This is a genomic window from Streptomyces rectiverticillatus (genome assembly GCF_013394065.1).
GTDB classification, from domain to species: domain Bacteria; phylum Actinomycetota; class Actinomycetes; order Streptomycetales; family Streptomycetaceae; genus Streptomyces; species Streptomyces rectiverticillatus.
The window spans coordinates 2972892-2999601 of record NZ_CP040752.1; the positions used below are offsets into that span (position 1 = coordinate 2972892).

The following is a 26710-nucleotide window of genomic DNA, read 5'->3' on the forward strand; positions in this document are numbered from 1 at the left end:
CTCCGGGGGCCCCGGAAGGGCCCAACGGGCCCCTTCGCGCCGCCAACGCTCCCTTTTTTCATGTGAAGGATTTCACGAACTTTTTCCCGGAGGCCCCCGAAGGGGCCTCTTCGGGGCGCCCCGTCAGGCGACGCTCCAGGCGATTCCATCCAGAATGTCGTGTTCGCTGACGACGACCTCGTGGGCTCCCACACGCTCCATGACGGCCTGCAGGACGAGCGCCCCGGCGCAGATCACGTCGACCCGGCCCGGGTGGATCACGGGGATCGCCGCACGCTGTTCGTGCGTCGCGGCGAGCAGCTTCCCGGTGATCTCCCGGACCTGCTCCAGGGAGATCCGCGCGTGGTGGATGCGCGTCCAGTCGTACTCGGTCAGACCCAGCGCGATCGCCGCGACCGTGGTCACCGAGCCCGCGAGGCCCACGAGCGTACGGGCCTCGGCGAGCGGCACGGTCTCCTCGGCCAGGTCCAGCGCGGCCTCGACGTCCTCGCGTATCGCCGCGATGCGCTCCGGCGTCGGCGGGTCCACCACGGCGCCGTCCGCGACGAGGTGGCGCTCCGTCATGCGCACGCAGCCGACGTCGACGCTGCGCGCGAAGAGGGAGGGGCGGCGCGAAGCGTCTCCGGCAAGGGTGGTGGCGGGAGACGGGCGGGCGTGCTCCTCGCCGACGACGAACTCCGTGGAGCCGCCGCCGATGTCCACGACGAGGAAGGGCCTGGCCAGGTCGTCCCGGCCGGAGAGCTCCTTGGTGGCGCCGGTGAAGGAGAACTCGGCCTCCTGGTCACCGCTGATCACCTCGGGCTCCACGCCCAGGATGTCCACCACGCCGCGCACGAAGTCCTCGCGGTTCTCGGCGTCCCGCGAGGCGGAGGTGGCGACGAAGCGCACGCGCTCGGCCTTCAGCTCGCGGATGACCTCGGCGAACTCCCGGCAGGCCGCGAAGGTCCGCTCCAGGGCCTCCTCCGCCAGCCGCCCCGTGCGGTCCACGCCCTGCCCCAGGCGGACGATCGTCATCCGGCGGTCGAGCTCGGTGAACGCACCGGTCGCCGGGTCGAGATCGGCGACGAGGAGGCGGATGGAGTTGGTGCCGCAGTCCACGGCGGCGACGCGGGTCACTGCTCGTCACCCCCGCACGGCGTGACGCACGGGCCCTTGGCCCACCACTCCGGCAGCAGCGCCAGCGCCTCGTCGCCGAAGGGGTTCACGCCCGGGCCGGCCACCAGCGAGTGACCCACCAGGACGTGCAGGCACTTGACGCGGTCGGGCATGCCGCCCGCGCTCGGGAAGCCCTCCAGGACCTCGATCGCGTCGCGGCGGCGGAGGTAGTCCTCGTGCGCGGCGCGGTAGGCGGCGGCGAGCTCGGGGTCGGTCGCCAGCCGGTCCTGCATCTCCTTCATCAGGCCCGAGCCCTCCAGCGTGCCGATCGCGGAGGCGGCGCGCGGGCAGGTCAGGTAGTACGTCGTCGGGAACGGCGTGCCGTCCGGCAGCCGGGGCGCGGTCTCGACCACATCCGGCAGGCCGCAGGGGCAGCGGTGGGCGATGGCGCGCAGTCCGCGCGGCGGGCGGCCCAGCTGCTCCTTGAACGCCTCGATGTCGGCGTCGGTGGGCTCGGTGGACTCGGTCTGGGGCGGAGGGGTGTCCATGTGCTCGCTCGTGTCGTCTTCGCTCGGTGGTGTCGGCAGGTCGTGAAGAAGGCAGGTCGTGAAGAAGGGGGGAAGGGGCCGGCGGCACGGTCAGCGCGGGGTGTCCGCGGCGTCCACACCGTCCCACAGATTGCTGTACCAGGGGCGGTCGGCGGCGCCCTGGTCGCGCGGGCGCCGGGCGGTGCCGCTGCCGTCGACCACGCTGTAGCCGGTCTCCCCGGGGCGCAGGTAGTGCAGGTGCTCGCGCGCCTGCTGCTCGACGTACGCCGGGTCCTCCAGCCGCGCCTTCTCGTCCTCCAGCCGCTTCACCTGCTCGCGGGCGCGCTCGGACTGGCGGCGCTGGTCGGCGATGTCGGAGCGCTGGGTGACCCACTGGCGCATGGGATAGGCGAGGGCGACGACCAGCGAGCACACGACGAGCGCCAGCAGCGCCGCACGGCCGGTGAGCCGGCTGCGGCGCGGGCCCCGCGCGCGGTAGACGCGGGCCGTGGGGCCCTGGACGAGCACCGAGCCGAGTGCCCTGAGTCTGGTCGCGGTGGAGCGTTCCGCCGCCACTTCGCCTCCCCGAGGTCCTGGTCGCCCGCAGCCTCGCTACGAACGTACGTCCCCGGCCACGGTACGGGACCGTGGCCGGGGACGTGGTGAGGCTGCTCCCCTGAGGCCGTGTCAGGCCTGCGGGTGCGGCCCGCCGGGCCTTCGCGTCAGGTCAGCCCTTGCTGCGCTTACTGGTTCGCGGAGCGAAACCGCGGGAAGGCGCTGCGGCCGGCGTAGACCGCGGCGTCGTCCAGGATCTCCTCGATGCGCAGGAGCTGGTTGTACTTGGCGACGCGCTCGGAGCGGGCCGGGGCGCCGGTCTTGATCTGGCCGCAGTTGGTGGCGACGGCCAGGTCGGCGATGGTGACGTCCTCGGTCTCGCCGGAGCGGTGGGACATCATGCACTTGAAGCCGTTGCGCTGGGCCAGCTCGACGGCGTCCAGGGTCTCGGTCAGCGAGCCGATCTGGTTGACCTTGACCAGCAGGGCATTGGCGGCGTTCTCCTCGATGCCGCGGCCGAGGCGCTCGGGGTTGGTGACGAACAGGTCGTCCCCGACGAGCTGGACCTTGTCGCCGAGCTTCTCGGTGATGGTCTTCCAGCCGTCCCAGTCGTCCTCGAACAGCGGGTCCTCGATGGAGACGAGCGGGTACGCCGCGACGAGCTCGGCGTAGTACTCGGTCATCTCGGCGGCGGTGCGGTCCTGGCCCTCGAACTTGTAGACGCCGTCCTTGTAGAACTCGGAGGCGGCCACGTCGAGCGCGAGCGCGATGTCCTGGCCGGGGGTGTAGCCGGCCTGCTTGACGGCCTCGAGGATGAGGTCGAGGGCCTCGCGGTTGGAGCCGAGGTTCGGGGCGAAGCCGCCCTCGTCGCCCAGGCCGGTGGACAGGCCCTTGGTCTTCAGCACCGACTTGAGGGTGTGGTAGACCTCGGTGCCCCAGCGCAGGGCCTCGGAGAAGGACTCCGCACCGATCGGCGCGATCATGAACTCCTGGATGTCCACGTTGGAGTCGGCGTGCGAGCCGCCGTTCAGGATGTTCATCATCGGAACGGGCAGCAGGTGCGCGTTCGGGCCGCCCAGGTAGCGGAAGAGCGGCAGGTCGGACGCCTCGGAGGCGGCGTGCGCGACGGCGAGGGACACGCCCAGGATGGCGTTGGCGCCGAGCGAGCCCTTGTTGTCGGTGGCGTCCAGGTCGAACATGGCCTGGTCGATCAGGCGCTGCTCGGTGGCGTCGTAGCCGACGAGCTCCGGGCCGATCTGCTCGATGACGGCGAGGACGGCCTTCTCGACACCCTTGCCCAGGTAACGGTTCTTGTCACCGTCACGGAGCTCGATGGCCTCGAAGGCACCGGTGGAGGCGCCGGACGGCACGGCGGCACGGCCCGTGGAGCCGTCGTCGAGGCCGACCTCGACCTCGACCGTGGGGTTGCCTCGCGAGTCGAGGATCTCGCGAGCTACGACGACGTCGATGGACGGCACGAGGGTCTCCTTCGTGTGTGTCTGTGGTTCTGCAGCACGAGCCTAACGGGCCCCGGAGGCTCGCCTCGCCGTTGGACCGCGTTCTCGGGCCGGAAAAGCCTAAAAAACAGCACAAAAGCCCAGAACGTTGTACGAACGATGGATTCGGCCGGCCCGGAAACGGCTGAGCCCCGCTCCGGTGCGCGCTCGGGGCAGCGCATCGGAGCGGGGCGGTCCCGCGCAGCGGAGAAGGGCGGCCCACCGCGGTGGACCGCCCTGCCGGATCAGCTGAGGTGCAGCTTCTGGCCGACGTAGATCACGTCCGCGTCCTGGACGACGTCCTTGTTGCGGTCGTACAGCTTCTGCCAGCCGCCCTTGACGTGCTGGGCCTCGGCGATCTTGGAGAGGGTGTCGCCCTCCTTGACCTCGTACTCGCCGTCGCCGACCTTGTAGGACTGCGTGCTCGGGGCGGTCCGCTTCGGGGCCGGGGCCTCGTCGCGCTCGGTGGCCTGCGGGGCGGAGTGCTTCGGCGCGGCCTTCTTCGGCGTGGCCTGGCGCTCGCTGCGGTCCGCGTGGGACTTGCCCGAGACGGTGCCGCCGGTGCGGGAGGACTTGGTGGACTTGCCGGCGGAGCCCGAACCGGAGGGGTCGACGTTCGCCTTCGGGCCGCCGGCCGTCAGGCCGCCGGGGCCGGCGCAGCCCCAGGCGCCCGGGCCCTGCATGGCGAGCAGCTTCTCGGCCACGGCGATCTGGGCGCTCTTGGAGGCGTGGTCGGCGCGGTCGGCGTACTTCTGGCCGCCGGCGGCGTTCCAGGAGGACTGCGAGAACTGCAGGCCGCCGTAGTAGCCGTTACCGGTGTTGATGGACCAGTTGCCACCGGACTCGCACTGGGCGACCTTGTCCCACGTCGAAACCGAGGCGGCGTTGGCGGAGGTGGCGACCATCAGCGGGGCGGCGACAGCTGCACCGGTGACACCGGCGAGCGTGAAGATGCGGACGGCCTTGGACGGACGACGGTGCTTGCCCTTGGACATGAGTCGTTTCCTCACCGACGCCTACGAGGTGAGCTGTCGGGTTCGGGCTGTGAGTTCGCCCGGCTTCGTGTGCGAGCACACTCGGCTTCACCCCTAGCCGGTCCCGGACCCGCGGCCTTCGGCCGAGGAGCCGTTTCCGGCGCCTACCTTGGTTCCCCCGCTCCTGCCTACGGCGCTTGCGCGACGACTCCCCCGATCGCCGGCAGGATTCGGCGTGGCGACCGTGGTGCCCGCGGTGGCGAGCGGTCACGACGGTAAACACAGTCGCGGCAAGGGTTCAAACCCCTCTTTCCAGCCACAGTTGCCCCTGGTTACCCAGGGGAACAACGCGTTTCCGCAGGTGAGAGACGGTTTACCAGTTTCGGGAAGACCGCATTCCGCCATCAGGCAAAGAGACCCATGTCTCACTTTCGACTGGAACGGACATTCGCCGCGAACTGCCGGTCTATTTACCGACTTCGAGCCTCTGACCAGGAAGGATCAGGTCGGGATCGGTTCCGACCGCTTTCTCATTGCGCTGATACAGAGACTGCCAACCTCCCTTGACGGCATGCTGCTCGGCGATGGCTGACAGGTTGTCACCGGGACGCACGGTGTAGTCGGTGGGCGTGGGGCTGCCGGTGCGAGCGTCGCCGCCGCCCCGCGACGTACGGCTCTCGTCCTCCGAACGCGACGGGTCGCCGCGGTGCTTGCCCGTGCCCGTGCCGCCCTCGTCGGGCGCCCGTCCCGCGGGCGAACCGGAATCGCCGGGAGCGGGTGTGGCGGAGCCGCTCGGGATCTGGGTCGGGTCGTCCGTGGGAGGCGTCGAGGGCTTGCGGTGCCGGCCTTCCTGCGGCTCACCGGACTTCCCGTCGCCCGGCGTGCCCGAGGCGCCCGGTGACGGCGCGTCGGACGACGGGCTGCCGGAGGGCCGGCCGGACGGCTGACCGGAGGACTGGCCCGGCGACGGCTGACCGGTCGACGGCTGCCCCGAAGGCTGCGTGGAGGGGTCGGCCGAGGGGCTCGTCGAGGAACCCGGCGACGGCTTTCCGGACGGCGAAGGAGACGTGGACGCGTCAGAAGGCTTGTCGTGCTGGGAGGGCTCGGACGGCTCGGACGGCGTGGAGTGCGAAGTGGTGCGCTCCGGGGCGCGTGAAGGCGTCGAGTCGCTCGCGGGGGCGTGTGTGCCGCCCGGGTTGACCTCCGCCGGGGTGCCGCCCGAGGTGAGGCCCGCGCTCGCCGCGCAGCTCGACCAGGGGCTGGTGCCGCCGCTCTCGAGGATCTGCTCGGCGACGGTGATCTGCTGCGCCCGGCTGGCGAGGTCGGGCCGGGGGGCGTACTCCCTGCCGCCATGGCGCTCCCAGAGGTCCTGGGTCAGCTGCAGTCCCCCGTAGGTCCCGTTGCCGGAGTTGGCGCTCCACAGGCCTCCGCTCTCGCACTGGGCGACACGGTCCCAGGTGCCGGCGTCGGCTGCCGTCGCGCCGGTGGCCGCCAGCAGCGGCATGGCGATTCCGGAGGCGGTCACCCCCGCGGCGACCACGATGGCGGGTATCTGACGGGGGCGGCGATGTCGGCCGTTTCCGGGTCTCATGGGCGGTTGCCTCTCGTTCGGCGGCGAATGGTGGTTGAAGATAGCGACGGCCCACCGGAGTCACAAGCCGATGTAGCGGAGGTCACGCCGAGATCACGTCGGCTGACGCCGGTTCAGGCAGGCGGCCGCTCCTGGGTGGTTGTGTCCGGAATGCCCTCCGGCGTAAAGGCCACGGGAAGGGTGCGCAGACCACGCATGATGAGTCCGCCGCGCCACCGCAGATCCTCCGGATCGGCCCCCAGCCGCAGATCGGGGAGGCGCCGCAACAGGGTCGCCAAAGCCGTCTGGCCCTCCAGGCGGGCGAGGGGTGCGCCCAGGCAGTAGTGGATGCCGTGGCCGTAGCCCAAGTGCTGGTTGTCGCGCCGGGAGAGGTCCAGCGCATCGGGGTCGGCGAAGCGCTCGGGGTCGCGGTCGGCGGCCGCGAGGACGACGAGGACGGGGTCGCCCTCGGCGATGCGCTGCCCGCCGATCGTCAGGTCCCGGGTGGCGAACCGCCAGGTCGCGAGCTCCACCGGGCCGTCGTAGCGCAGCAGCTCCTCGACCCCGGTCGCGAGCAGGCCCTCGTCGCCCTCGGCGAGGGCGCGCTGGAGGCGCTCGCGCTGCTCCGGGTTGCGCAGCAGGGCGTAGGTTCCGTTACCGATCAGGTTCACAGTTGTTTCAAAACCCGCAAAGAGCAGGATGAAGGCCATGGCCGCGGCCTCGTCCTCGGTGAGGTGCTCACCGTGGTCACTCGCCCTGATCAGACCCGAAATGAGGTCTTCACCGAGATCCTCCCGCTTACGGTGGATCAGTTCGGTCAGATAGCCCCGCATCTTCTTCACTGAGCGCGCCACTCCGCCGCGCGGCCCGCCGCCGTGGCGGATCATCATTCCCGCCCAGTCCCGGAAGTCGTCCTGGTCCTCGCGCGGCACTCCGAGCATGTCGCAGATGGCGTAGATGGGGAGGGGGAAGGCGAACTCGTGGATGAGGTCGGCTTCACCTCTGCCGGCGAAGCCGTCGATGAGCCGGTCCGTCAGCTCCTGCACCCGCGGCGCGAACTCGGCGACCCGGCGCGGAGTGAACGCCTTCGAGACGAGGCGGCGCAGCCGGGTGTGGTCCGGCGGGTCGATGTTGAGCAGGTGCGTCATCAGATTGGCGCTGCGCTCGCCCGGGATGCCGACCTTGCCCTTGCCGTGGGCGGACTCGGAGTGGTGCACGGGGTTCTTCGACAGGCGCTGGTCGGCGAGCGCCTGGCGGGCATCGGCGTACCGGGTGACCAGCCACGCCTCCACGCCGCTGGGCAGGGCGGTGCGGTGCACCGGGGCGTGCTCGCGCAGCCACGCGTACGCGGGGTACGGGTCTGCGGCGAATTCCCAGGTGAAGAGCGGCGGGGCGGGCGGGACGGGCGAGGCGTTCTTGTCGTGCACCCCTTGACGCTACTAGGGGCGCGGCGGAGCGGCTCAGTGGTGGCCGGGGCCGCCGCTGCCGAAGCCGCCGCTGCCGCCCGGGTTCCACTTCTTACGCTCTTCGGTGAGCTCCTCGGGGTGGCTGCCGGGGTTGCGCACCTCGTGCGGCAGCACCCGCTCCCCGTTCGCCTCGGGGTGCAGCTCGTCCGCCTCGCGGTGCTCGGTGACGTAGCCGACCCTGTTCTCCTCGTCGTCGTTGTGGCCCGGCCCGTGGTCGGGCGAGGTGGGCCCGGTGTCGTGCTCCTGCCGCGTCTGCCAGGCGCCCTGCCTGCGCTGCGGCTGGGACGGTGGCGGCGGTTCCTCGTCACGCTTCCGGAAGCCCTTGGCCACGGCGACGATCAGCAGGGCGACGACGAAGAGGCCGACGATGAACTGGATGATCCCGCCGGCCCAGTGCGGGGCGGCGAGGTCGGCGAGGTGTACGTACTGAATGCGCATGCCATGCGGGTACCCGCCGACCGCCGGGACAAGTCGGTAAATAGGCTGAATGGGTTCCGGAGGCTCTCCCCGGGCCCCTACCCCCCGGCTACCCCCGGCTACCCCCGGCGCTCCGCCTCAGCGCATGGCTGCTACAAAACCTCAGCGCACGGCCGCTACAAACCCTCCGCGGCGCGGATCGCGTCGCGGTACGTGCGGGCCGCGGCCCGCAGCGCCGTCTCCGGGTCCGTGCCCGCCGCCTCCGCCCGTACGGCCAGCGCCAGCAGCTCGTAGCCGATGCCGTCGCCGGCGGGCGGGGTGACGTCGAGGCCCTGCGAGCGCACCCGGGAGGCCAGCTTCGCGGAGAGGGCGAGGGCGGGCTGGCCGAGCGGCACGCCCTCGGTGACCGACTCACGTCCCTTCTCCGCGTCCTTCGTGCGCATCCAGTGCGCCCGCACGTCCTCCGGCGTCTGCGCGGACTCCTCGCCGAAGACGTGCGGGTGCCGGTGGATGAGCTTGTCGACGATCACGCCGGCGACGTCGTCGACGGAGAAGGGCTCGTCCGGGTCGTCCTGCGCGATCCGGGCGTGGAAGACGACCTGCAGCAGCACGTCGCCGAGCTCCTCGCGCAGCGCCTCGCGGTCACCGGTCTCGATGGCCTCCAGCAGCTCGTACGTCTCCTCCAGCGCGTACTTCGCGAGGTCCTCGTGGGTACGGATCCCGCTCCACGGGCAGGCCGCGCGGATCCGGTCCATGACCTGCACCAGATCCAGCAGCCGCGCACCGGGCAGGTCGTACGAACCGGGCAGCAGCTCCAGCGCGGGCATCGTCTCCCGGCCGGAGCCGGCGAGCCGGGCCAGCCCGTCGGTGAGGGCTGACTCGCCCTCGGCGGAGGTGAGCACGACGGCGCTGCGCCGCCCGGTCGAACAGAAGTCGACCAGCTCGCGTGCCGTGGCCGAGCCGTGCTCGACCTCGACACCGGCCTCCCGCAGATACGGCAGCTGCGGGTGGCCTGCATCGGCGCACAGCACGCGGTCGGCGGCGCGGAGCGCCTGCCAGGCGGGCCAGGACAGCAGCCCCGGGGCGACCCGGTGGCTGGTGGTGAGCAGGACGATGCGGCCAGGTGCGGAGTCGGCGGAGTCGTTCACGCACTCGAGCCTAGGGGACCGGGCCGGGCGTGGCTCACGCCGGGCGGGCGGCCCCGGCCTCCGTGGCGGACCGCAGCCACGGCTCCAGCACGGACCGGGCGGTGCCGCGCTTGCCGTCCCACACCCCGTAGCGCGGGTTGACGTCGACGTGGAGGGCGTCGGAGGTGCGCATCAGGATCTGGTTGGTGCGGGCGGCGCCGAACTTGCCGTCCAGCTTGGCGCGGACGAGGTCCACGGAGAGGGCCTCGTCGATCTGGTCGGGGGCGATGCCGAGGGCGAGGAAGCGGGTGCGCACCGTCGCGGCCCCGCCGTTGGCGGCCTCGATGTCGGCGCGCTGGCGCTGCAGCTCCCGCCGGGTGACCCCGACGCCGTTGTCCTTGCCGGCCTTCTCCACGATCCGGTACTGGATGAGGCGGACCAGGGTGTCCTGGCCGAGCCGGGCGCTGTTCGCCGTCAGCTGCTCGCCCTGCGGGGAGGAGCGCTGCGCCTCGCGCACGTCCTCCACCTGGCGCTGCAACTGCGAGACGGTGATCCGGTCGTCGCCCACGACGGCCGCGGCGCCCGGATGGGCCGTGTGCCCGCAGGCGGTCAGGAGCGGGGCCGCTGCGAGCAGCGCGGCGGCGGTGACGGAGAGCGCGGTCCTTCGGCGGATCATGAAGCCTCCCGGCGGCGGTCGTGCGACGGTGATCGACCTGCGTTGATCGATGGTAGGGAGTCCGGGTGACCCGGGCCACCGATTCGACCAACGATTCGCGCGGCGCCGGGATGTGCGGGTGGCGCCGCGCAGCTCAGGCCCTGACCTGTCCGAGCCACTGCAGCGTGTGACGGATCTCCGCGGGGAGCGGGTGGTGGGGGCCGTGCAGCCGCTCGGCGTCGTGCAGGAGGGCGACGAGCGTGTCGTGGGCGGCCTGCCGGTCGCCGAGGGAGAGCAGCAGGTGGCCGATGCGGCGGCGGATGTCGAGCGGGGTGGCCGGGTCGTCGGGGTGGCTCTCGAAGCGCGGCAGGAGCGCGCGGTACTCGCCGAGCGCTGCCACGGCCTCGCCGAGCTGCTCCAGGCACTGCGCGGCGTCGTACTGGCAGCGCAGCATCTGGCGGGCCGCGCGCGGGCTGTTCTCGGCGGCGTAGTCGTCGGCGAGGCGGCGCAGCTCGGGCAGCGCGCGCCGGTACTGGCCGTCGTCCATGAGCGTGGCCGCGTACTGCTTGCGCAGCGTGCGCACGACGGTGGAGTGCTCGCCGTGCTCGGCCGCGGCGGCCGGCAGGATCGAGCCGAGGAGGTCCACGGCCTGGGTGATGCCTCCCTGGTCGAGCAGGCGCTTGACCTCTTCCACGGCCTCGGCGACATCGGGGCCGCTGGGCGCGGGCGGCGCGGGCACGAAGGCCTCGGCCTGCCGGGCGCCGGGGACGCTCGCGGACCGCTCGGGCCAGGGCGCGTGCGGCAGCAGAAAGGGGCGCGTGGGGTTCATGGGGCCCTGGGGGCGTGCGGAGCCGGGCGCGGGCAGGAGGGGCGCGAGGGCCTCGTAGGCCTCCTGGGCATCGGCGAGCCGGTGGCCCGGGTCCTTCGCCAGCAGGCGCAGGACGAGCTCTTCGAGGACCTGGGGCACCTGCGGGCGCAGCTGCCGCAGCGGGACGGGCGGCTCGTAGAGATGCCGGTGCAGCACCCCGAGCGCCGTGGATCCGGCGAACGGCACATTGCCGCTGAGCAGCTCGTGCAGCAGCACGCCGAGGGCGTAGAGGTCGGTGTACGGGCCGACCGCGCCGCCCATGGCCTGCTCGGGAGCCATATAGGCGGGGCTGCCGATGGGTGAGCCGGTGCGGGTGAGGCGGGTGGTATCGGCATCCATGACGGAGGCGACGCCGAGGTCGAGGACGATGACGGAGCCGTCGGGGCGGACCATCACGTTCCGCGGCTTGAGGTCGCGGTGCACGATCGGCACGGCGTGCACCGCGGCGAGCACCGAGCACAGCTGCGCGGCGACCGAGACGGCCCACGGCCAGGGGTAGGGCTCGTGCTCGGCGAGGTGGTCGGCGAGGTCGGCGCCCTCCACGTACTGCATGACGAGGTAGAGGTCGTCGCCGTCGCTGCCGGCGTCGTGGACGGTGACCAGACCGCGGTGGTCGACCTGAGCGGTCACCCGGCACTCGCGCACGAAGCGGCGGCGCATCTCGTCGGCGGCGCTGTCGTTGCCGGTCATCCGGTCGGGGCGCAGCAGCTTCACGGCCACGCGCCGGTCCAGGCGCCGGTCGTAGGCGGTCCAGACCTGCCCCATGCCGCCCTGGCCGATGACGGTGGCGAGCTCGTAGCGCCCGGCGATGATGCGACCGTTCACCACTCCTGCTCCTCACGGCGGCCCCGGGCCCCGTCCTTGGGCTCCTTACGGAGCAGATCACTGAGCTCGTCGAGCTCGGCACGGACTTCGTCGATGCGGTGGGGGGTACGTGGGGGCGCAGGCGGTGCGGGCGGCGCCGGGGGGCGGCGGTGCCGGCCGACCCGCTGCGGCGGCGGGGGCGGTGCCTGGAACGGCGCCGGTGCCGGGCCGGCCTGCCGACCGGGGCCCGCCTGCGGCATGCGGACATAGGAGCGGGTATCGGCGAAGGGGTCTTCCGCCCGGGGGGCCGGAGGCGCAGGGGCGGGCCCGGGAACGAAGACGGGGGACGCCTTGACGGCTTCGGCGAGTGCGGCCTCGTTGCGTGCGACGGCTTCCCGGTGCAATACGGCTTGCCGCTCCTCGGCGCGGGCCCGCTCGACGGCGTAACGGGTCTCCAGTTCCCGGTAGTGACGGGAGTCGTACCTGAGGTAGTACCAGATGGACCCGATGCCGGTGGTCACCAGCCCGATGGTGCCCAGCTTGTTCGCAGTGGTGGCGGTCCAGGAGCCCTGGATGCAGACCAGGATGACGATGGACAGCACGAGGACGAACCAGAACAGGGCCCAGTCCCGGCCCCTCCTGCGCATGATGGCCACACGCAGGACCGGCACCCAGGAGCACAGGAGGATCGAGCACAGGGTGATCGCCACCACGACCACCCGCACGGCGATGATCTTTGCTCTGCCGGGTGGGGGCTGGTGCGGTTCGGGCCCGTTCATTCCTCGCTCCTGGAGTGCGCGTTTGTGCCTTGAGCCTATATACCGACCAGGGCAACTCCCCCCGGGTTGCCCACATCAGACGGTGTGACAGGTCACTCAAGCCACGCGCACCACGCGGAAGCCCCTATTCCGGACGGATGCTCCCATCCGTCAGCCCGTCGAACAGTCCCTGCACCAGCCGCTCCCCCAGCCGCTCCGCACCCCGGAGCGCCTCTTCGAACGCGGCGAGCTCGCGGAAGCGGCCGCCGTAGCGCCGCTGGTCGGCCGGGGGCAGCCGGGGCACCTGGAGCCGGCGGACGTCGAGGCGGGTGGCGGTGGAGGCGTAGCTGCTGGCCTGGCGCTGGTTGGCGCTGCCGCGCAGGAAGCCGGCGAGGAACCACGGGTCGAGGGCGGCCGGGTCGGGGCGCAGCAGGAACAGGCCCCGGCCCAGGGCGGCCCCCGCCGTCTCCTCGTCGATGACGCGGGCCACGGTGACATCGCCGACGACGGGGACGACGACATCGCCGGCCTGCACCAGGACGGGCTCCTCGGCCTGCCCCTCCGGCAGCGTGCCGGTGGGGCCGCTGCCGGCCTTGACGTCGTAGTCGGTGAGCACCGGCGGGGCGGGGGCGGCCGGATCGGGCGTGGCGCCCGGGCCGCCGGCGCGCAGCACGAGGGCTCCGGCACGGGCGAGCTCACCGACGGTGGTGGTAGGCCAGCGGGCCGGATCCCCGGGCTCCGCGGGCGGGGCGGGGGCGAGCTCGTTGGTCCGCCGCAGGGCGGCCCGGAGCCGGTCGTGGACCTCGGCGAGCCCGGCCGCGCCGCTGCCGGCGGCGGGCGGCGGCAGGTGGCGGGCGGGGGCGAGGTCGACGTCGTCGTCGAGCAGGTCGATGACGGGGAGCGAGCGGCAGCGGCCCGGCTTCTCCTCGACGGTGCCGTGCCGCTCGAAGTCCTCCCAGGCGTCGAGGACCTCGGTGCGGACGGCCTGCCAGGGCAGCTTGTCCCGTCCGGCGGGGGCCAGGTCGGCGGTCTCGGCGAGCAGGACGTGCGGGGTGGGTGAGGACTGGGCGGCGCCGGGCCGGCGCAGCACCCACACGTGCAGCGGGATGTTGTAGGGCGGGGCGGCCCCCGCGGGCAGGGCGATGACGGCGCGCAGGGCGCCGCGGCGCAGGAGGTCGGCGCGGATGCGGCGGCCGGAGCGGCGGGAGGCCGCGGCGGGCGGCATCAGCAGGACGGCGGTGCCGCCGTCGCGCAGCCGGGCGAGGGCGTGCTGGACCCAGGCGAGCTCGGACTCGGTGCGGGCGGGGAAGCCGTACTCCCAGCGCGGGTCGTAGGCGAGCTCGTCGTGGCCCCAGTTGCGCTCGTTGAACGGGGGGTGGCACAGGACCGTGTCGGCCGCGGCGTCCGGGAAGGCGTCGGCGCGGAGGCTGTCTCCCGCGTGCGCCCGGACCCGGGCGTCGCTGTGCAGGGCGAGGCGCAGGGCGGTGAGGGCCGCGAGATCGGGATCGGCCTCCTGGGCGAGGAGCGTGGGCGCGGGGGCGGCCGCGCCGTCCGCGGCCGCGTGGAGCAGGCCGCCGGTGCCGCAGGCGGGGTCGAGGACGGTGCGCGGCCGGTGCCGGTCGGCGGGGCCGCCCTCGCCCAGGGCGGCCATCAGCTCGGCGGGGCCCGGCGGCGTGAGCGTGTACTGCCGGGGGTTGGCGTCGAGGTGGCGGCCCAGGAGGAAGCCGTAGACGTGGGCGGCGCCGCGCCCGGAGGCGAGCTCGGCGGCGCCGCGCAGCAGGGCGGAGGAGACGGCCAGCTCGGCGGTGGTGGGGATGCCGACCGGGTGGTGCGGCCCGAGGCGGGCGGCGAGCGCGGCCTCCAGGGCGGTGGGCAGCTCCTCGGCGAGCCCGAGGTCGCCGAGCGCGGCCAGCTCCAGCCAGGTGGCCGGCCGGTCGCGGACGAGGAGGAGGACGGAGCCGGCGTGGCGCAGGGCGGTCACGGCGCCGGCGGGGTGGCCCGCGACCTGCTGCCAGACCCGCTCCCGCAGCGGGACCTCGGCGAGCTTGCCCTGGTGGCGCAGCCACTGCTCGACATCCCCGAGGGCGAACGTGGGGCTGGTCTCGCTACCCCCTATGGGCTGGGGGAAATCGGGGTGGCGCCGGCGCCAGTTACTGACCGCCGCGCGGCCCACTCCGGCCAGCCGTGCGATCCCGGCCGCGGTCACCTCCGCTGCACTGTCCGGCACCTGACTCCCCTCTCCGGGGCTCATCTCCGCCGGGGCGGAGCGGACCCTCCTCGTCCTTCGCTGTGGTGCCGAGCATACCCACGGGCATCGAACACGTCCCTTCACAGTCGTGAACTCACTGAATCGTGTGAACGTGGTTGACCCGGTTCACAAGCTCTGCTGTCATTGACGCATCGGTTCGAGAAGATTTCCCGCCGAAAGGTGTCAGTCATGTCTCAGCACTCCCAGCCCAAGCAGCGGAACTGGTTCGCGCGTCACAAGGTCCTCACGGCCGCGGGCGCCCTGGTCGTGATCGTCGGTATCGGCGGCGCCTTGACCGGCGGAGACGGGGACGGCGGCGACGGCAAGGCCACCGCCTCCGGCAGCGCCGCAGAGAAGAAGGACAAGGGCGCGGGCCAGGACGGCAAGGGAGCCGGGGAGAAGGCCGCGAAGGGCGCGATCAGAGGGAGCGGTACCTACGAGGTGGGCTCGGACATCAAGCCCGGCACCTACCGCTCCCTCGGCAACAAGGACGGGTGCTACTGGGAGCGCGCCAAGGACTCCAGCGGCGAAGCCGACGCGATCCTCGCGAACGACAACGTCGTCGGCGCCTCGTATGTGACGGTCAAGGCCGAGGACAAGGTCTTCAAGACGCAGGGCTGCAAGAGCTGGGAGCCGGTCGCCGACGGCCGGGCAGACGGCAGCCCGAAGACGGAGATGCCCGGAAACGGCATGTACAAGGTGGGGGCCGACATAGCGCCCGGCACCTACAAGTCCACCGGAAACAAGCAGGACAGCTGCTACTGGGAGCGGACCAAGGACGCCCTGCACGAGAGCGCCGACTCGATCATCGCCAACGAGAACGTGACCGGCAACGCCGTGGTGACCATCACGCCCGGCGACGCCTATTTCAAGTCGGCCGGCTGCACGGACTGGAAGAAGACCGGCTGAACGGACGGGTTCCGAGAGAAGAACGACACATTCCAGCCGAACCGCCCACGGAGACCGTTCGTCTCTCAGAAAGGGGGCCGGGCGCCGGTGAGGCTCCGCGTATCTTTTCCGACAGTCATCCCGTAGTCGTCCCCCCCAGCCCCCGGAACAAAGGACTCCCCCATGGACTCGGCCGCCGCCACCGTTCCGGCACCGGGCGGGCCCGCGGCCGAGGCAGCGCCCGGCGGCCGGCCCCGCGCCACGGCCCTCGGCGCCCAGCGTTGGGATCCCTACCGGCTCGCCGGCATCCTCTTCGTCCTCTACACCGCGCTGTCCCTGTGCCGGCACCGCCGCATGCTCACCATGTCGTGGGACCTCGGCATCTTCGAGCAGGCCATCCGCGGATACGCCCACCTCCAGGCGCCCATAGCCGACCTCAAGGGACCCGGCACCAACATCCTCGGCGACCACTTCAGCCCGGTCACCGCACTCCTCGCCCCCTTCTACCGGCTCTTCCCCGGCCCGGCCACCCTCCTCGTCGCCCAGGCCGCGCTCTTCGCCCTGTCCGCGATACCGGTCGCCCGGCTCGCCGCCGGGCTCCTCGGCCGCAAGCGCGGGCTGGCCGTCGGCATCGCCTACGGGCTGTCGTGGGGCGTGCAGCGCGCGGTCGACTTCGACTTCCACGAGATCGCCTTCGCGATGCCGCTGCTCGCCTTCTCCCTCGAAGCGGTGGTGCGCGGGCGCTGGCGGGCCGCGGTCTGGTGGGCCGTGCCCCTGGTCCTGGTCAAGGAGGACCTGGGCATCACCGCGGCGGCCATCGGCGTGGTCCTCCTGATCCGGCTGCGCGGCGCGAAGGCCCGCGGCGAGGGCGTCCCGCAGAGCGCGACCCCGCTCGCCGCCGGACTGGTGGCCTTCGGCCTGGCGGCCGCCGCGATCACCTTCGGGCTGATCATCCCCGCCTTCAACACCAGCGGCGCCTACGACTACTGGAACAAGCTCGACGGCGGCGCCGGCCCCTCGCCCACGATCCCCGCCGACACCGCGATACGCACCCTGCTGTGGATCCTGCTGCCGACCACCGGGCTGCTGGCCCTGCGCTCCCCCGTCCTGATCGTCGCCCTGCCCACCCTGGCGTGGCGGTTCGCCTCCCACGACGACCACTACTGGGGCACCGACTGGCACTACAACGCCGTGCTGATGCCCGTCGTCCTCATCGCGCTCACGGACGCCCTGGCCCGGGCCCGCGAGAGCCGCCGCCCGTGGCTGCGCTCCTACGCGCACCACATGCCCGGCGCGGTCCTCGCCGCCTCGCTCGCCCTGACCTCGTCCATGCCCCTCTACGCCCTGACCGAAGCCGGCACCTACCGCGTCCCGCAGAGCGTCCGCGCCACCGAGCGGCTCCTGGACCGCATCCCGGACGACGCGACCGTCGAGGCCGACATAGTCCCGATAAGCCGCCTCGCCGGCCGGTGCAGAGTCTTCTGGATCGGCGACACCCGCGGCATCACGCCGGACTACCTGGCCCTGCGGCTCGCCGACGGCAAGACGCCCGAAGACCTCGTGGCGGACGGCGAGCGGCTGCACCCCGGCGTGCGGTACGTCTTCCTCGGGGGCGAGGGGGGCTACGGGGTGCTCAAGAAATCGGGGGCGGCCGCGTCCTAGCGCGGCCCGGCCCCCGGCCTCCTACGAGCCCAGGATCGTGGTCAGGAACTCGCCCGTCCACGCCAGCAGTTCCCGTCCCACCAGCGGCTTGCCGCCGATCTGGCGCGTCGCCGGCCGGGGGACGAGGATCTGCTTCGTGGCCGGCTTCATGACCGTGCGCGGGTAGAGGCGCTTCAGGCGCAGCTCCTGGGACTCGCGCAGCTCCACGGGGCCGAAGCGCACGTTGGAGCCCTGCAGGGTGATGTCGGAGACGCCGCAGGCGCGGGCGAGCATCCGCAGGCCCGCCACCAGCAGCAGGTTCTCCACGGGCTCGGGCAGCTTGCCGTAGCGGTCGGTGAGCTCCTCGCGGACGGCGCGGATGTCCTCCTCGCTGTTCGCGGAGGCGATCGCGCGGTAGGCCTGCAGGCGCAGGCGCTCGCCCGGTGCGTAGTCGTGCGGGACGTGGGCGTCGACGGGCAGCTCGACCTTCACCTCCGGCGGCGCCTCGGGCTGCTCCTCGCCGCCCTCCAGGGAGGCCCGGTAGTCGGCGACGGCCTCGCCGACCATACGGATGTAGAGGTCGAAGCCGACGCCCGCGATGTGGCCGGACTGCTCGCCGCCGAGCAGGTTGCCCGCGCCGCGGATCTCCAGGTCCTTCATCGCCACGTACATGCCGGCGCCCATCTCGGTGTGCTGGGCGATGGTGGCGAGCCGCTCGTGGGCGGTCTCCGTCAGGGGCTTCTCCGGCGGGTAGAGGAAGTAGGCGTAGCCGCGCTCGCGGCTGCGGCCGACGCGTCCGCGCAGCTGGTGCAGCTGCGACAGGCCGAAGTTGTCGCCGCGCTCGACGATCAGCGTGTTGGCGTTGGAGATGTCGATGCCGGATTCCACGATCGTCGTGGAGACCAGCACGTCGAACTTCTTCTCCCAGAAATCGACGACGACCTGCTCCAGCTGGCTCTCGCCCATCTGCCCGTGCGCGGTGCGGATCCGCGCCTCGGGGATGATCTCGCGCAGCCGCGCAGCCGCCCGGTCGATGGACTCGACCCGGTTGTGGATGTAGAAGACCTGGCCCTCGCGCAGCAGCTCGCGGCGGATCGCGGCACCGATCTGCTTCTGGTCGTACGGCCCGACGAAGGTCAGCACCGGGTGGCGCTCCTCCGGCGGGGTGGTGATGGTCGACATCTCGCGGATGCCGGTGACCGCCATCTCCAGCGTGCGCGGAATGGGCGTGGCGGACATCGTCAGGACGTCGACGTTGGCCCGCAGCTTCTTCAGCTGCTCCTTGTGCTCGACGCCGAAGCGCTGCTCCTCGTCGACGATGACGAGGCCCAGGTCCTTGAACTTCGTCTCGGACGAGAAGAGGCGGTGCGTGCCGATGACGATGTCGACCGAGCCGTCGCGCAGGCCCTCCAGGACGGCCTTGGCCTCGCTGTCCGTCTGGAAGCGGGACAGGGCCCTGGTGACCACCGGGAACTGGGAGTAGCGCTCGGAGAACGTGCCGAAGTGCTGCTGCACCAGCAGCGTGGTCGGCACGAGCACCGCCACCTGCTTGCCGTCCTGCACCGCCTTGAAGGCGGCGCGGACCGCGATCTCCGTCTTGCCGTAGCCGACGTCGCCGCAGATCAGGCGGTCCATGGGGACGGACTTCTCCATGTCCTCCTTGACCTCGGCGATGGTGGTGAGCTGGTCGGGCGTCTCCGCGTAGGGGAAGGCGTCCTCCAGCTCCCGCTGCCAGGGGGTGTCGGTGCCGAAGGAGTGGCCGGGGGCGGCCATGCGCGCGGAGTAGAGCTTGATCAGGTCGGCGGCGATCTCCTTGACGGCCTTCTTGGCGCGCGCCTTGGTCTTCGTCCAGTCCGCGCCGCCGAGGCGGTGCAGGGTCGGGGCCTCGCCGCCCACGTACTTGGTGACCTGCTCCAGCTGGTCGGTGGGGATGTAAAGGCGGTCGCCGGGCTGGCCGCGCTTGGCGGGCGCGTACTCCACGAGGAGGTACTCGCGGGTGGCGCCCTGGACGGTGCGCTGCACCATCTCGATGTAGCGGCCGACGCCGTGCTGCTCGTGGACGATGTAGTCGCCGGCCTGCAGGGTCAGCGGGTCGATCGTCTTGCGGCGGCGGGCCGGCATGCGGCCCATGTCCTTGCTCGCGGACTTCTGCCCGGACAGGTCCGTCTCGGTGAGGACGGCGATCTTCAGGCCGGGGTCGACGAAACCGTTGTCGATGCTGCCGCAGGAGACGTGGACCACCGACGGGGACAGCTCGGCGACATCGGCGTCCAGGCGGGCGGGGATGCCCTCGCCGCCCAGCACCTCGACCGTACGGGCCGCCGGGCCGTGGCCCTCCGTCACGAAGACGGTACGCCAGCCGTCGGCCAGCCAGCCCTTGGTGTCGGCCAGGGCGCGGGCGGTGTCGCCGCGGTAGGTCTCCGGGGCGTGCATGCCGAGCTTGAGGGTGTCGCCGTCCGGCTCCTCGTCCGCCGCGAAGGGGCTCACCGACCACCACATCTGGCCGAGCTCGCGGGCGCGGTCGCGGACGTCCGCGATGCCCCACAGGGAGGCGGCGTTCACGTCGATGGGGGCCTCCCCGCCGCCGGCCGTGGCCGCCCAGGACGCCTGCAGGAACTCCTGGCTGGTGGCGACGAGGTCCGCGGCGCGGGTGCGCACGCGCTCCGGGTCGCACACGACCGTCATCGCGCCGGCCGGGAGCACGTCCAGCAGCAGCTCCATCTCGTCCACCAGGACCGGGGCGAGGGACTCCATGCCCTCCACCGCGATACCCTCGGCGATCTTGGAGAGGAGCTCGCCGAGCTCCGGGTGCTCCTCCGCCAGGGCCGCCGCCCGTTCCCGTACGTCCGCGGTCAGCAGCAGCTCGCGGCACGGCGGCGCCCACAGGCCGTGCTCGGCGACCTCCAGGGAACGCTGGTCGGCCACCTTGAAGTAGCGGATCTCCTCGACCTCGTCGCCCCAGAACTCGACGCGGAGCGGGTGCTCCTCGGTCGGCGGGAAGACGTCGAGGATGCCGCCGCGGACGGCGAACTCGCCGCGCTTCTCCACCAGTTCGACGCGGGCGTAGGCGGCGGCCGCGAGCGCGTCCACGACCTTTTCGAGATCGGCGCTCCGCCCGCTGCGCAGGCTGACCGGCTCCAGCTCCCCGAGGCCCTTCACCTGCGGCTGCAGCACGGACCGGACCGGCGCGACGACCACGCTGACCGGTCCCGCCGCCGGGTCGTCCTTGCTGGGGTGCGCGAGCCGGCGCAGCACGGCCAGGCGGCGGCCGACCGTGTCCGAGCGGGGCGAGAGGCGCTCGTGCGGCAACGTCTCCCAGGCCGGGAACTCCACGACGCCGTCCGGCGGCAGCAGCGAGCGCAGCGCCGCCGCCAGATCCTCCGCCTCGCGGCCCGTGGCCGTCACGGCCAGCACCGGGCGCCCGGTGTCACGGGCGAGCGCGGCGACGGCGAAGGACCGGGCGGCGGGCGGGCCGACGAGGTCGACGTGCGGGCGGTTGCCGTCGGCCGCGGCCTTCACCGCTTCGGCGAGCGCCGGATCGTAGACGACGGCGTCGAGAAGACCGTGCAGGCTCATGGAGAGATTTCCCGTCCCGGAGATGGACAACGCGAACCGCCCGACACGAGGAACGGGCCGGGTTGTCTCCAGACTACGACGGCCCGCCGACACGGGCCCCTGCACGCCACTTCGGCACCACAGGCCACTTTGCCCGGTCCCGTCACCACCCCGGCCACTATTTGACGTGCCAATGCCAGAATTCCGATCATGAGCGACCGCCGGCCCGAGCAGCCCCCGCCGCCCCAGGAGACCCCGCCTCCCGAGCCCGTCGACGCCCCGGAACCAGCGAAGGCGGCGGATGCGGATACGGACTCCAGCACAGGCCCGACGGACACGCCGGAACCGACGGGCGCACGCGATACGGGCGCCGAGCAGGCCGACGACGCTCCGGATCCGGAGGCCGAGCAGCCTGACACCGAGGCCCCGGAACCGACGAGCGCGAAAGGTACGGACTCCGACACAGGCACAGCAGACGCGCCGGAACCCACGGGCGCACGCGACGCGGACTCCGAGCAGACAGACGACGCTCCGGAACCGACGGCTACAGAGAAAGCCGACAGCGCACCGGAGAAGTCCGACGCCCCGGAGCCGGAGGTCGAGCAACAGCCCGACACCGACGCCACGGAACCGGCGGCCCCGGAGGACTCACAGGATTCAGGTGCCGAGCAAGCGGACGACGCCCCGGAGCCGAAGGCCGAGCGGCCCGACACCGAGGACCCGAACCCCACGGACTCGCACGATGCGGATGCCGAGCAAGCAGACGACACTCCAGAGCCGGAGGCCACGGAGGAGACCGACAGCGCGCCCGAGGAAACCGACGCCCCGGAACCGACAGCTGCGGAGGACTCCGGGGTCGCAGAGGCGGAAAGGGCTGATGCCCCTGCGGAGGCCTTGGTGCCACCGGAGCAGGCTGAGGCGCAGGACGAACCGGCGGATGAGCCATACGAATTCGACATGGTCCGCAACCCCGGGCCTCTGGCCGAAGGGGACTACCCGCCGGCCCTCAATTTCGCGGGCGGCCGATACAATGAAGTGACTTTGACCGAGCCGACGATCTTCTACCGCGCCGGCGTGCTCGGCGGAAAGCAAGAGGAGCTCGGCCAATGGTTCACCCGTGAGGCACCCTCATCGGTCGCCCATGTCCGCATCGACACCGCGGTGCGCCCCCAGTGGATTGACATGAACAGCGGGCTAATGACTGGAGAGTCACCGATCGACACGGTGTACCGAATCGAGATCCCGGCCGACACCAAGACCTATGCGGGACCTGTCGCCAATCAGGGCGGCGTTTACGTGGGCGGCGCCGAGCAGATTTATATTCCGGCACCCTGGAATATAAAAGGGGTAACGGTCGTGGGACGGGAGCCTTTGAGATGACAGCACGCGCGCCCGAGTCTCGCCGCCAGCGGGCCACCGCCGTCGCCGCGCAACTCGCCGAGATCGTGTACGAGGAAGGCCGGAAGTACGCCTTTTCCTACCTGACACTGATGGACATCCGCGACACCCTTGCCGACCCGGAGGCCGAAGCCGAGACAGCGCTGGCAGAGGCGGCCCAGAGGTTCGATGGGCTTTGCCGGGCGCGGAACTTCTCCGAATTCTACGTCTACATCGACGATTGGGAGCAGCGCGTGGCGGCGAATGAGAGGGTGAAGAAACTGGTGAACGATCTTCGCTCCCTGCTTCACGATTCCTGATCGCCCCCCTGCCGCCATTCGCGCGCGACACCATTCAAGAACGAACTGGAGTTCCCGGACATGTTTCCCGCCAACAAGCTGGAAGAGACACTGGCTGCTGCGAAAGCCGGCTCGATTCCCGCTGAGGACATTCTGAAGGCGCTCGCCGCAGCCGACCTGTGGATGCCGCTCCCGGAAGCCCCCGGCGGTGACCAGGGAACGCGGCTGCCGATCGTTTCGATCGACGGCCGGCCGCACGTCGCCGTCTACACCTCCGCGGAGCAGCTCAAGCTGACCGCGGGCGACGTGGCGCACGCGGTGATGGGCGCCCGGGAACTGATCAACTCACTGCCGCAGGAGCTCGGGCTCGCGCTCAACCCCGGTGGCGAGGTCGGGCTGCCGATTCACGCTGCCGGTGTGCAGGCCGTACGCGACGGCGGCCGGAAGACGGTGCACGCCGGTGAGAGCATCCGGCTCGGGGAGCCTGCGGAAGAGCCCCTGGCGTTGCTCACGTCGCTGCGCCGTGCCTTCGGCGCGGTTCCCACGGTTTCCTCGGCCCGGCGGGCTCTGATGCAGGTGGGGGAACAGCACCCCGGGCTGCTCATCGGCGTGACGGTCCGTGATGCGGCGGAGGCCGAGGAGTCGCGGGGCGCTGTGCTCGCGGCCGTTTCGCGTGCCGTCTCGGAGGAGCCGGTGCCCTTCACCGTGGACACGGTCTTCCTCGGGAATCCGAACGACCAGACGTCGGTGTGGATGACGGACAACGTCGAGCCCTTCTACGTCGCCTGACGGCGGCAAGCCGAAAGGCCCGGCCCGGACACACACCCCCGTGGCGTGTCCGGGCCGGGCCTTTTCAGGGGGCGCGGGTCCTCGGCCCGCGCCCCGGCCGCCCCCTCGCGGGGGCAGCAGTCTGTTAGTCCGTCGCGATGGCGTTCAGGACGTTCATCCGGCCCGCCCGGAACGCCGGGACCAGCGCGGCGAGCAGGCCCACCACCGCCGAGCCCAGGAAGACCGCGGTGATCGTCGGCCAGGGGATGTCCAGGACGCCGAGGCCCTGGAGGGCCAGCAGCTTCTGGGACGTGGTGCCCCAGGCCATGCCGAGGCCGAGGCCGAGCAGGGCACCGAAGAGGGCGATGACCACCGACTCCAGGCGGATCATGCGGCGCATCTGGCGGCGCGAGAGGCCGATCGCCCGCAGCAGGCCGATCTCCCGGGTGCGCTCGACCACCGACAGGGCCAGGGTGTTCACGACGCCCAGGACCGCGACGATGATCGCGAGGGCCAGCAGGCCGTAGATCATGTTGAGCAGCTGGCCGACCTGGTCCTTGATGAGCTTCTTGTAGTCGGACTGGTCGCGGACCTTGATCTGCGGGTAGTCCTCGACGGACGCCTTGAGCGCGGCGGCGGCCTCCTTCGTCTGCCCGTCGGCGGCCTTGGCGAGGAGCATGAAGTCCAGCGGCATCTTGTCGGCGGGCAGGTAGCTGCGCGCGGTGGCGATGTTGGTGTACATCGCCCCCTGGTCGATGCTGGTGTCGTCCGAGGTGACGGCCTTGACCATCAACTGGGCCGTCCGGCCGTCGACCATGGCGACCTTCAGCCGGTCGCCGAGCTTGATGCCGTGGTCCTTGGCGAAGCCTTCCGGCACGGACATGGCGTCCTTGGCGTAGGCGTCCTTGAGGTTGCCCTTGACCGTCTCGGCGCGCACGTCGTCGGCGTAGGTGGGGGTCACCGCGGACAGCCGCTGGGTGACGCTCTTGCCGTCCGGGGTGGTGATCTTCGCGTTGACGATCGTGTATTCCGTGACGTGCTCGACGTGGCCGGCGGACTTGATCGCCTTGACGACGGACGGGTTCAGCGGCTGCTGGTTCTCGGACTGGACGATGAAGTCCGCGCCGACGGACTTGTCGAGCTGGTCCGTGGCCGAGGCGACCATGGAGGAGCCCACCACCGACAGGGCGGCGACCAGCGCGAGGCCGATCATCAGCGCCGAGGCCGTGGCACCCGTGCGGCGCGGGTTGCGCAGCGCGTTGCGCTCGGCGAGGCGGCCGACGGGCCCGAAGACCCGCAGCACGATCGCGCTGATCACGCGGACGACGAACCCGGCGAGCAGCGGGCCGACGACCACGAAGCCCACGAGGGTGAGGAAGACGCCGATGCCGAGCATCCCCGAGCCCGCCGCGGCGTCGTCGGACTTGGCGGCGGCGACCAGCGCCAGCCCGCCCACGGCGGTCAGCACCAGGCCGATGGCGGCCCGCACCTTGCCGGCCTTGCCGTCGGCCGGGGTGCCGGCGTCGCGCAGGGCGGCCATCGGGGAGATCTTGGTGGCCTTGAAGGCCGGCACGCAGGCGGCGAGCACGGTGACGAACACACCGATGGCCAGGCCCACGACCGGCGTCGCGGCCTTGATCGTGAGCTCGCCCATGTCGAGCTTCATGCCCATGGAGCCCATGAGCTTCATCAGCCCCACCGCGAGGGCGACACCGCCGCCGATGCCCAGCACCGAGCCGACGACGCCGAGCAGCACGGCCTCCACCAGCACCGAGCGCAGGATCTGCCGCCGGCTGGAGCCGATGGCCCGCATGAGGCCGATCTCCCGGGTGCGCTGGGCGACCAGCATGGAGAAGGTGTTGACGATGAGGAAGATGCCCACGAGGACGGCGATGCCGGCGAAGCCGAGCAGCGCGTACTTCATGACGTCCAGGAAGGAGCCGACGTCCTTCTTGTTCTCCTCCTTGCTCTCGGCGGCGGTCCGCAGGGCGTAGTCGCCGGCGGAGGAGCCGAGGGCGGCGGAGACCCGCTCCTTGAGCTGCTCGTCGCTGACGCCGGGGGCGGCGGTCAGCCCGTAGCCGCTGAACTCGTCGGTGCTGCCGAGGAGCTTCGCCTGGGCGGTCGGGGTGTCGAAGTAGAAGAGCGCCGCGCCGGGGTTCGTGGTCTTGTACGTGGCGATGCCGACGACCTTGACGGTGAAGTCGCCCGGGGCGGCGATCACCCGGAGGGTGTCGCCCGTCTTCACGCCGTGCTTGTCGGCGGTGTCGGAGTCGACGACGGTCTCGGCCGGGCCGTGCGGCTCGTGGCCGCTGGTGATCTCGACGGACTTCTTCTGGCTCTCGTCCCAGTTGATGCCCACGGTGGGGGCGCCGGAGGTGGGGCTGAGGCTCTTCTTCTTGCCGTCGACGACGGTCAGCTGCCGGCTGTCGGCCGACGGCTCGACCTTGGTGACGCCCTCGACCTCGGCGAGCTTCGCCCGCAGCGAGGCCGGGACCGTCGCCGGCTTGCCGGTCTGCTGCGCGTCGTCGTTCTTCTTCGGGCCGACGGAGACGTCGGCTGCGGTGTTGGCGAAGAGCTTGTCGAACGTGGCGTTCATGGTGTCGGTGAAGACGAGCGTGCCGCACACGAACGCGACCGAGAGCAGGACCGCGACGGCGGAGAGCGCCATGCGGCCCTTGTGCGCGAGGAAGTTGCGCAGGGAGGTCTTGAGGACGGTCACGACACCCGTCCACGCGCGTCGAAGTTCTTCATGCGCTCCAGCACCGCGTCGGCGGTGGGGCTGTACATCTCGTCCACGATCCGGCCGTCGGCCAGGTAGAGCACGCGGTCGGCGTAAGAGGCGGCGACGGGGTCGTGGGTGACCATGACGATGGTCTGGCCCAGCTCGTCGACGGAGCGGCGCAGGAAGCCCAGCACCTCGGCGCCGGCGCGCGAGTCGAGGTTTCCGGTCGGCTCGTCACCGAAGATGATCTCGGGCCGGGCGGCGAGGGCGCGGGCCACGGCGACGCGCTGCTGCTGGCCGCCGGAGAGCTGGTTGGGGCGGTGCTTGAGGCGCCCGGCGAGGCCCACGGTCTCCACGACGCGGTCCAGCCACGCCTTGTCCGGCTTACGGCCGGCGATGTCCATGGGGAGCGTGATGTTCTCGATCGCGTTGAGCGTCGGGAGCAGGTTGAACGCCTGGAAGATAAAGCCGATCCGGTCGCGGCGGAGCCGGGTGAGCTTCTTGTCCTTGAGGCCGGTTATCTCGGTCTCGTCGATGAAGATCTGGCCGGACGTGACCGTGTCGAGGCCCGCCAGGCAGTGCATCAGGGTCGACTTGCCGGAGCCGGAGGGGCCCATGATGGCCGTGAACTGCCCGCGGGCGATGTCCACGTCCACGTGGTCGAGGGCGGTGACACGGGTCTCGCCGGACCCGTACGCCTTGATGACCTCGCGGGCCCTCGCCGCGACGGCCGCATGTCCTCCACTGCCCCCGGTCCTGGGAATCGATACAGCCGTTGTCACGGTGGTTCTCCTATACGTGCTCACTGAGGGGGTACGGTCCACAGCCTGCTGGAAGGCGGGGGCCTGCGGCGATGGTGCTCGTCCGTGTATCCGTGGTGGGGCTACCCCCACCACCGCT

21 protein-coding genes and 1 riboswitch are annotated in these 26710 nt (G+C 71.8%); of the genes, 5 read left to right on the forward strand and 16 right to left on the reverse strand.

All coding sequences use genetic code 11. From position 1 onward, the window contains the following. Positions 1–123: 123 nt before the first annotated feature. From FGW37_RS12745 to FGW37_RS12805, 13 genes are all read right to left on the reverse strand, one after another. Positions 124–1116, reverse strand: a complete 993-nt coding sequence (locus FGW37_RS12745) for a Ppx/GppA phosphatase family protein (protein ID WP_179081172.1) — start codon at positions 1114–1116, stop codon at positions 124–126. Then, positions 1113–1643, reverse strand: coding sequence for a DUF501 domain-containing protein (locus tag FGW37_RS12750; protein WP_179081173.1), 531 nt, complete (start codon positions 1641–1643; stop codon positions 1113–1115). The genes FGW37_RS12745 and FGW37_RS12750 overlap by 4 nt, the downstream gene beginning before the upstream one ends. 90 nt (positions 1644–1733) lie before the next feature. Then, complete coding sequence (locus FGW37_RS12755) at positions 1734–2198, reverse strand: FtsB family cell division protein (protein ID WP_058046614.1); 465 nt, start codon at positions 2196–2198, stop codon at positions 1734–1736. Positions 2199–2365: 167 nt separating this feature from the next. Next, positions 2366–3655 (reverse strand): phosphopyruvate hydratase, encoded by a 1290-nt coding sequence (gene eno, locus FGW37_RS12760; RefSeq protein WP_179081174.1) that lies wholly within the window; start codon positions 3653–3655, stop codon positions 2366–2368. Positions 3656–3918: 263 nt separating this feature from the next. Continuing rightward, complete coding sequence (locus FGW37_RS12765; RefSeq protein ID WP_179081175.1) at positions 3919–4668, reverse strand: LysM peptidoglycan-binding domain-containing protein; 750 nt, start codon at positions 4666–4668, stop codon at positions 3919–3921. A gap of 3 nt (positions 4669–4671) precedes the next feature. Further along, positions 4672–4853, reverse strand: a riboswitch (cyclic di-AMP (ydaO/yuaA leader). A gap of 260 nt (positions 4854–5113) precedes the next feature. Next, the gene (locus FGW37_RS12770; protein ID WP_179081176.1) at positions 5114–6238 is read right to left on the reverse strand and encodes a LysM peptidoglycan-binding domain-containing protein; all 1125 of its coding nucleotides are present in this window, start codon (positions 6236–6238) and stop codon (positions 5114–5116) included. 113 nt (positions 6239–6351) lie between these two features. Further along, positions 6352–7644, reverse strand: a complete 1293-nt coding sequence (locus FGW37_RS12775) for a cytochrome P450 family protein (RefSeq protein WP_179081177.1) — start codon at positions 7642–7644, stop codon at positions 6352–6354. Positions 7645–7677: 33 nt separating this feature from the next. Then, on the reverse strand, positions 7678–8121 hold the full coding sequence (locus FGW37_RS12780; RefSeq protein ID WP_179081178.1) for a DUF6479 family protein: 444 nt from the start codon (positions 8119–8121) through the stop codon (positions 7678–7680). Positions 8122–8276: 155 nt separating this feature from the next. Further along, on the reverse strand, positions 8277–9248 hold the full coding sequence (locus tag FGW37_RS12785; RefSeq protein WP_179081179.1) for a nucleoside triphosphate pyrophosphohydrolase: 972 nt from the start codon (positions 9246–9248) through the stop codon (positions 8277–8279). Positions 9249–9282: 34 nt separating this feature from the next. Then, on the reverse strand, positions 9283–9903 hold the full coding sequence (locus FGW37_RS12790) for a SurA N-terminal domain-containing protein (RefSeq protein ID WP_179081180.1): 621 nt from the start codon (positions 9901–9903) through the stop codon (positions 9283–9285). Positions 9904–10036: 133 nt separating this feature from the next. After that, positions 10037–11575 (reverse strand): serine/threonine-protein kinase, encoded by a 1539-nt coding sequence (locus FGW37_RS12795; RefSeq protein WP_179081181.1) that lies wholly within the window; start codon positions 11573–11575, stop codon positions 10037–10039. Continuing rightward, positions 11572–12333: a hypothetical protein gene (locus FGW37_RS12800; RefSeq protein WP_179081182.1), complete on the reverse strand. Its 762-nt coding sequence runs from the start codon at positions 12331–12333 to the stop codon at positions 11572–11574. The genes FGW37_RS12795 and FGW37_RS12800 overlap by 4 nt, the downstream gene beginning before the upstream one ends. Before the next feature lie 124 nt (positions 12334–12457). Next, positions 12458–14539 carry an N-6 DNA methylase gene (locus FGW37_RS12805; protein WP_246430374.1) on the reverse strand — a complete coding sequence of 694 codons (2082 nt, stop codon included), beginning with the start codon at positions 14537–14539 and terminating at the stop codon, positions 12458–12460. A 210-nt stretch (positions 14540–14749) separates the two neighbouring features. Here FGW37_RS12805 and FGW37_RS12810 point away from each other — a divergent pair, with 210 nt between their 5' ends. Both FGW37_RS12810 and FGW37_RS12815 read left to right on the forward strand, forming a co-directional pair. Next, positions 14750–15469, forward strand: a complete 720-nt coding sequence (locus FGW37_RS12810; protein ID WP_179081184.1) for an Rv1352/Rv1906c domain-containing protein — start codon at positions 14750–14752, stop codon at positions 15467–15469. Positions 15470–15631: 162 nt separating this feature from the next. Further along, positions 15632–17110, forward strand: a complete 1479-nt coding sequence (locus FGW37_RS12815) for a DUF2079 domain-containing protein (RefSeq protein ID WP_179081185.1) — start codon at positions 15632–15634, stop codon at positions 17108–17110. Between the two features lie 21 nt (positions 17111–17131). Here the strand turns inward: FGW37_RS12815 and mfd are convergent, their stop codons facing one another. After that, positions 17132–20665, reverse strand: a complete 3534-nt coding sequence (gene mfd, locus FGW37_RS12820) for a transcription-repair coupling factor (RefSeq protein ID WP_179081186.1) — start codon at positions 20663–20665, stop codon at positions 17132–17134. Positions 20666–20854: 189 nt separating this feature from the next. On the opposite strand from mfd, the gene FGW37_RS12825 reads away from it, so the two are divergent. The 3 genes from FGW37_RS12825 to FGW37_RS12835 are packed head-to-tail and all read left to right on the forward strand — an operon-like array spanning position 20855 to position 23109. Then, positions 20855–22024, forward strand: coding sequence for a prolipoprotein diacylglyceryl transferase (locus FGW37_RS12825; RefSeq protein ID WP_179081187.1), 1170 nt, complete (start codon positions 20855–20857; stop codon positions 22022–22024). Beyond that, entirely contained in the window at positions 22021–22341 is a 321-nt protein-coding gene (locus tag FGW37_RS12830; protein ID WP_179081188.1) for a hypothetical protein, read from the forward strand. Before FGW37_RS12825 ends, FGW37_RS12830 begins: the two co-directional genes overlap by 4 nt. 60 nt (positions 22342–22401) lie before the next feature. Further along, positions 22402–23109, forward strand: a complete 708-nt coding sequence (locus FGW37_RS12835) for an enhanced serine sensitivity protein SseB C-terminal domain-containing protein (protein WP_179081189.1) — start codon at positions 22402–22404, stop codon at positions 23107–23109. A gap of 124 nt (positions 23110–23233) precedes the next feature. Here FGW37_RS12835 and FGW37_RS12840 read toward each other — a convergent pair whose 3' ends face one another. Together FGW37_RS12840 and FGW37_RS12845 are read right to left on the reverse strand one after the other, a co-directional pair. Further along, complete coding sequence (locus FGW37_RS12840; protein WP_179081190.1) at positions 23234–25807, reverse strand: ABC transporter permease; 2574 nt, start codon at positions 25805–25807, stop codon at positions 23234–23236. Further along, a complete protein-coding gene (locus FGW37_RS12845) occupies positions 25804–26592 on the reverse strand; it encodes an ABC transporter ATP-binding protein (RefSeq protein WP_179081191.1) in 789 nt (262 codons plus the stop codon). The genes FGW37_RS12840 and FGW37_RS12845 overlap by 4 nt, the downstream gene beginning before the upstream one ends. Between the last annotated feature and the right edge of the window lie 118 nt (positions 26593–26710).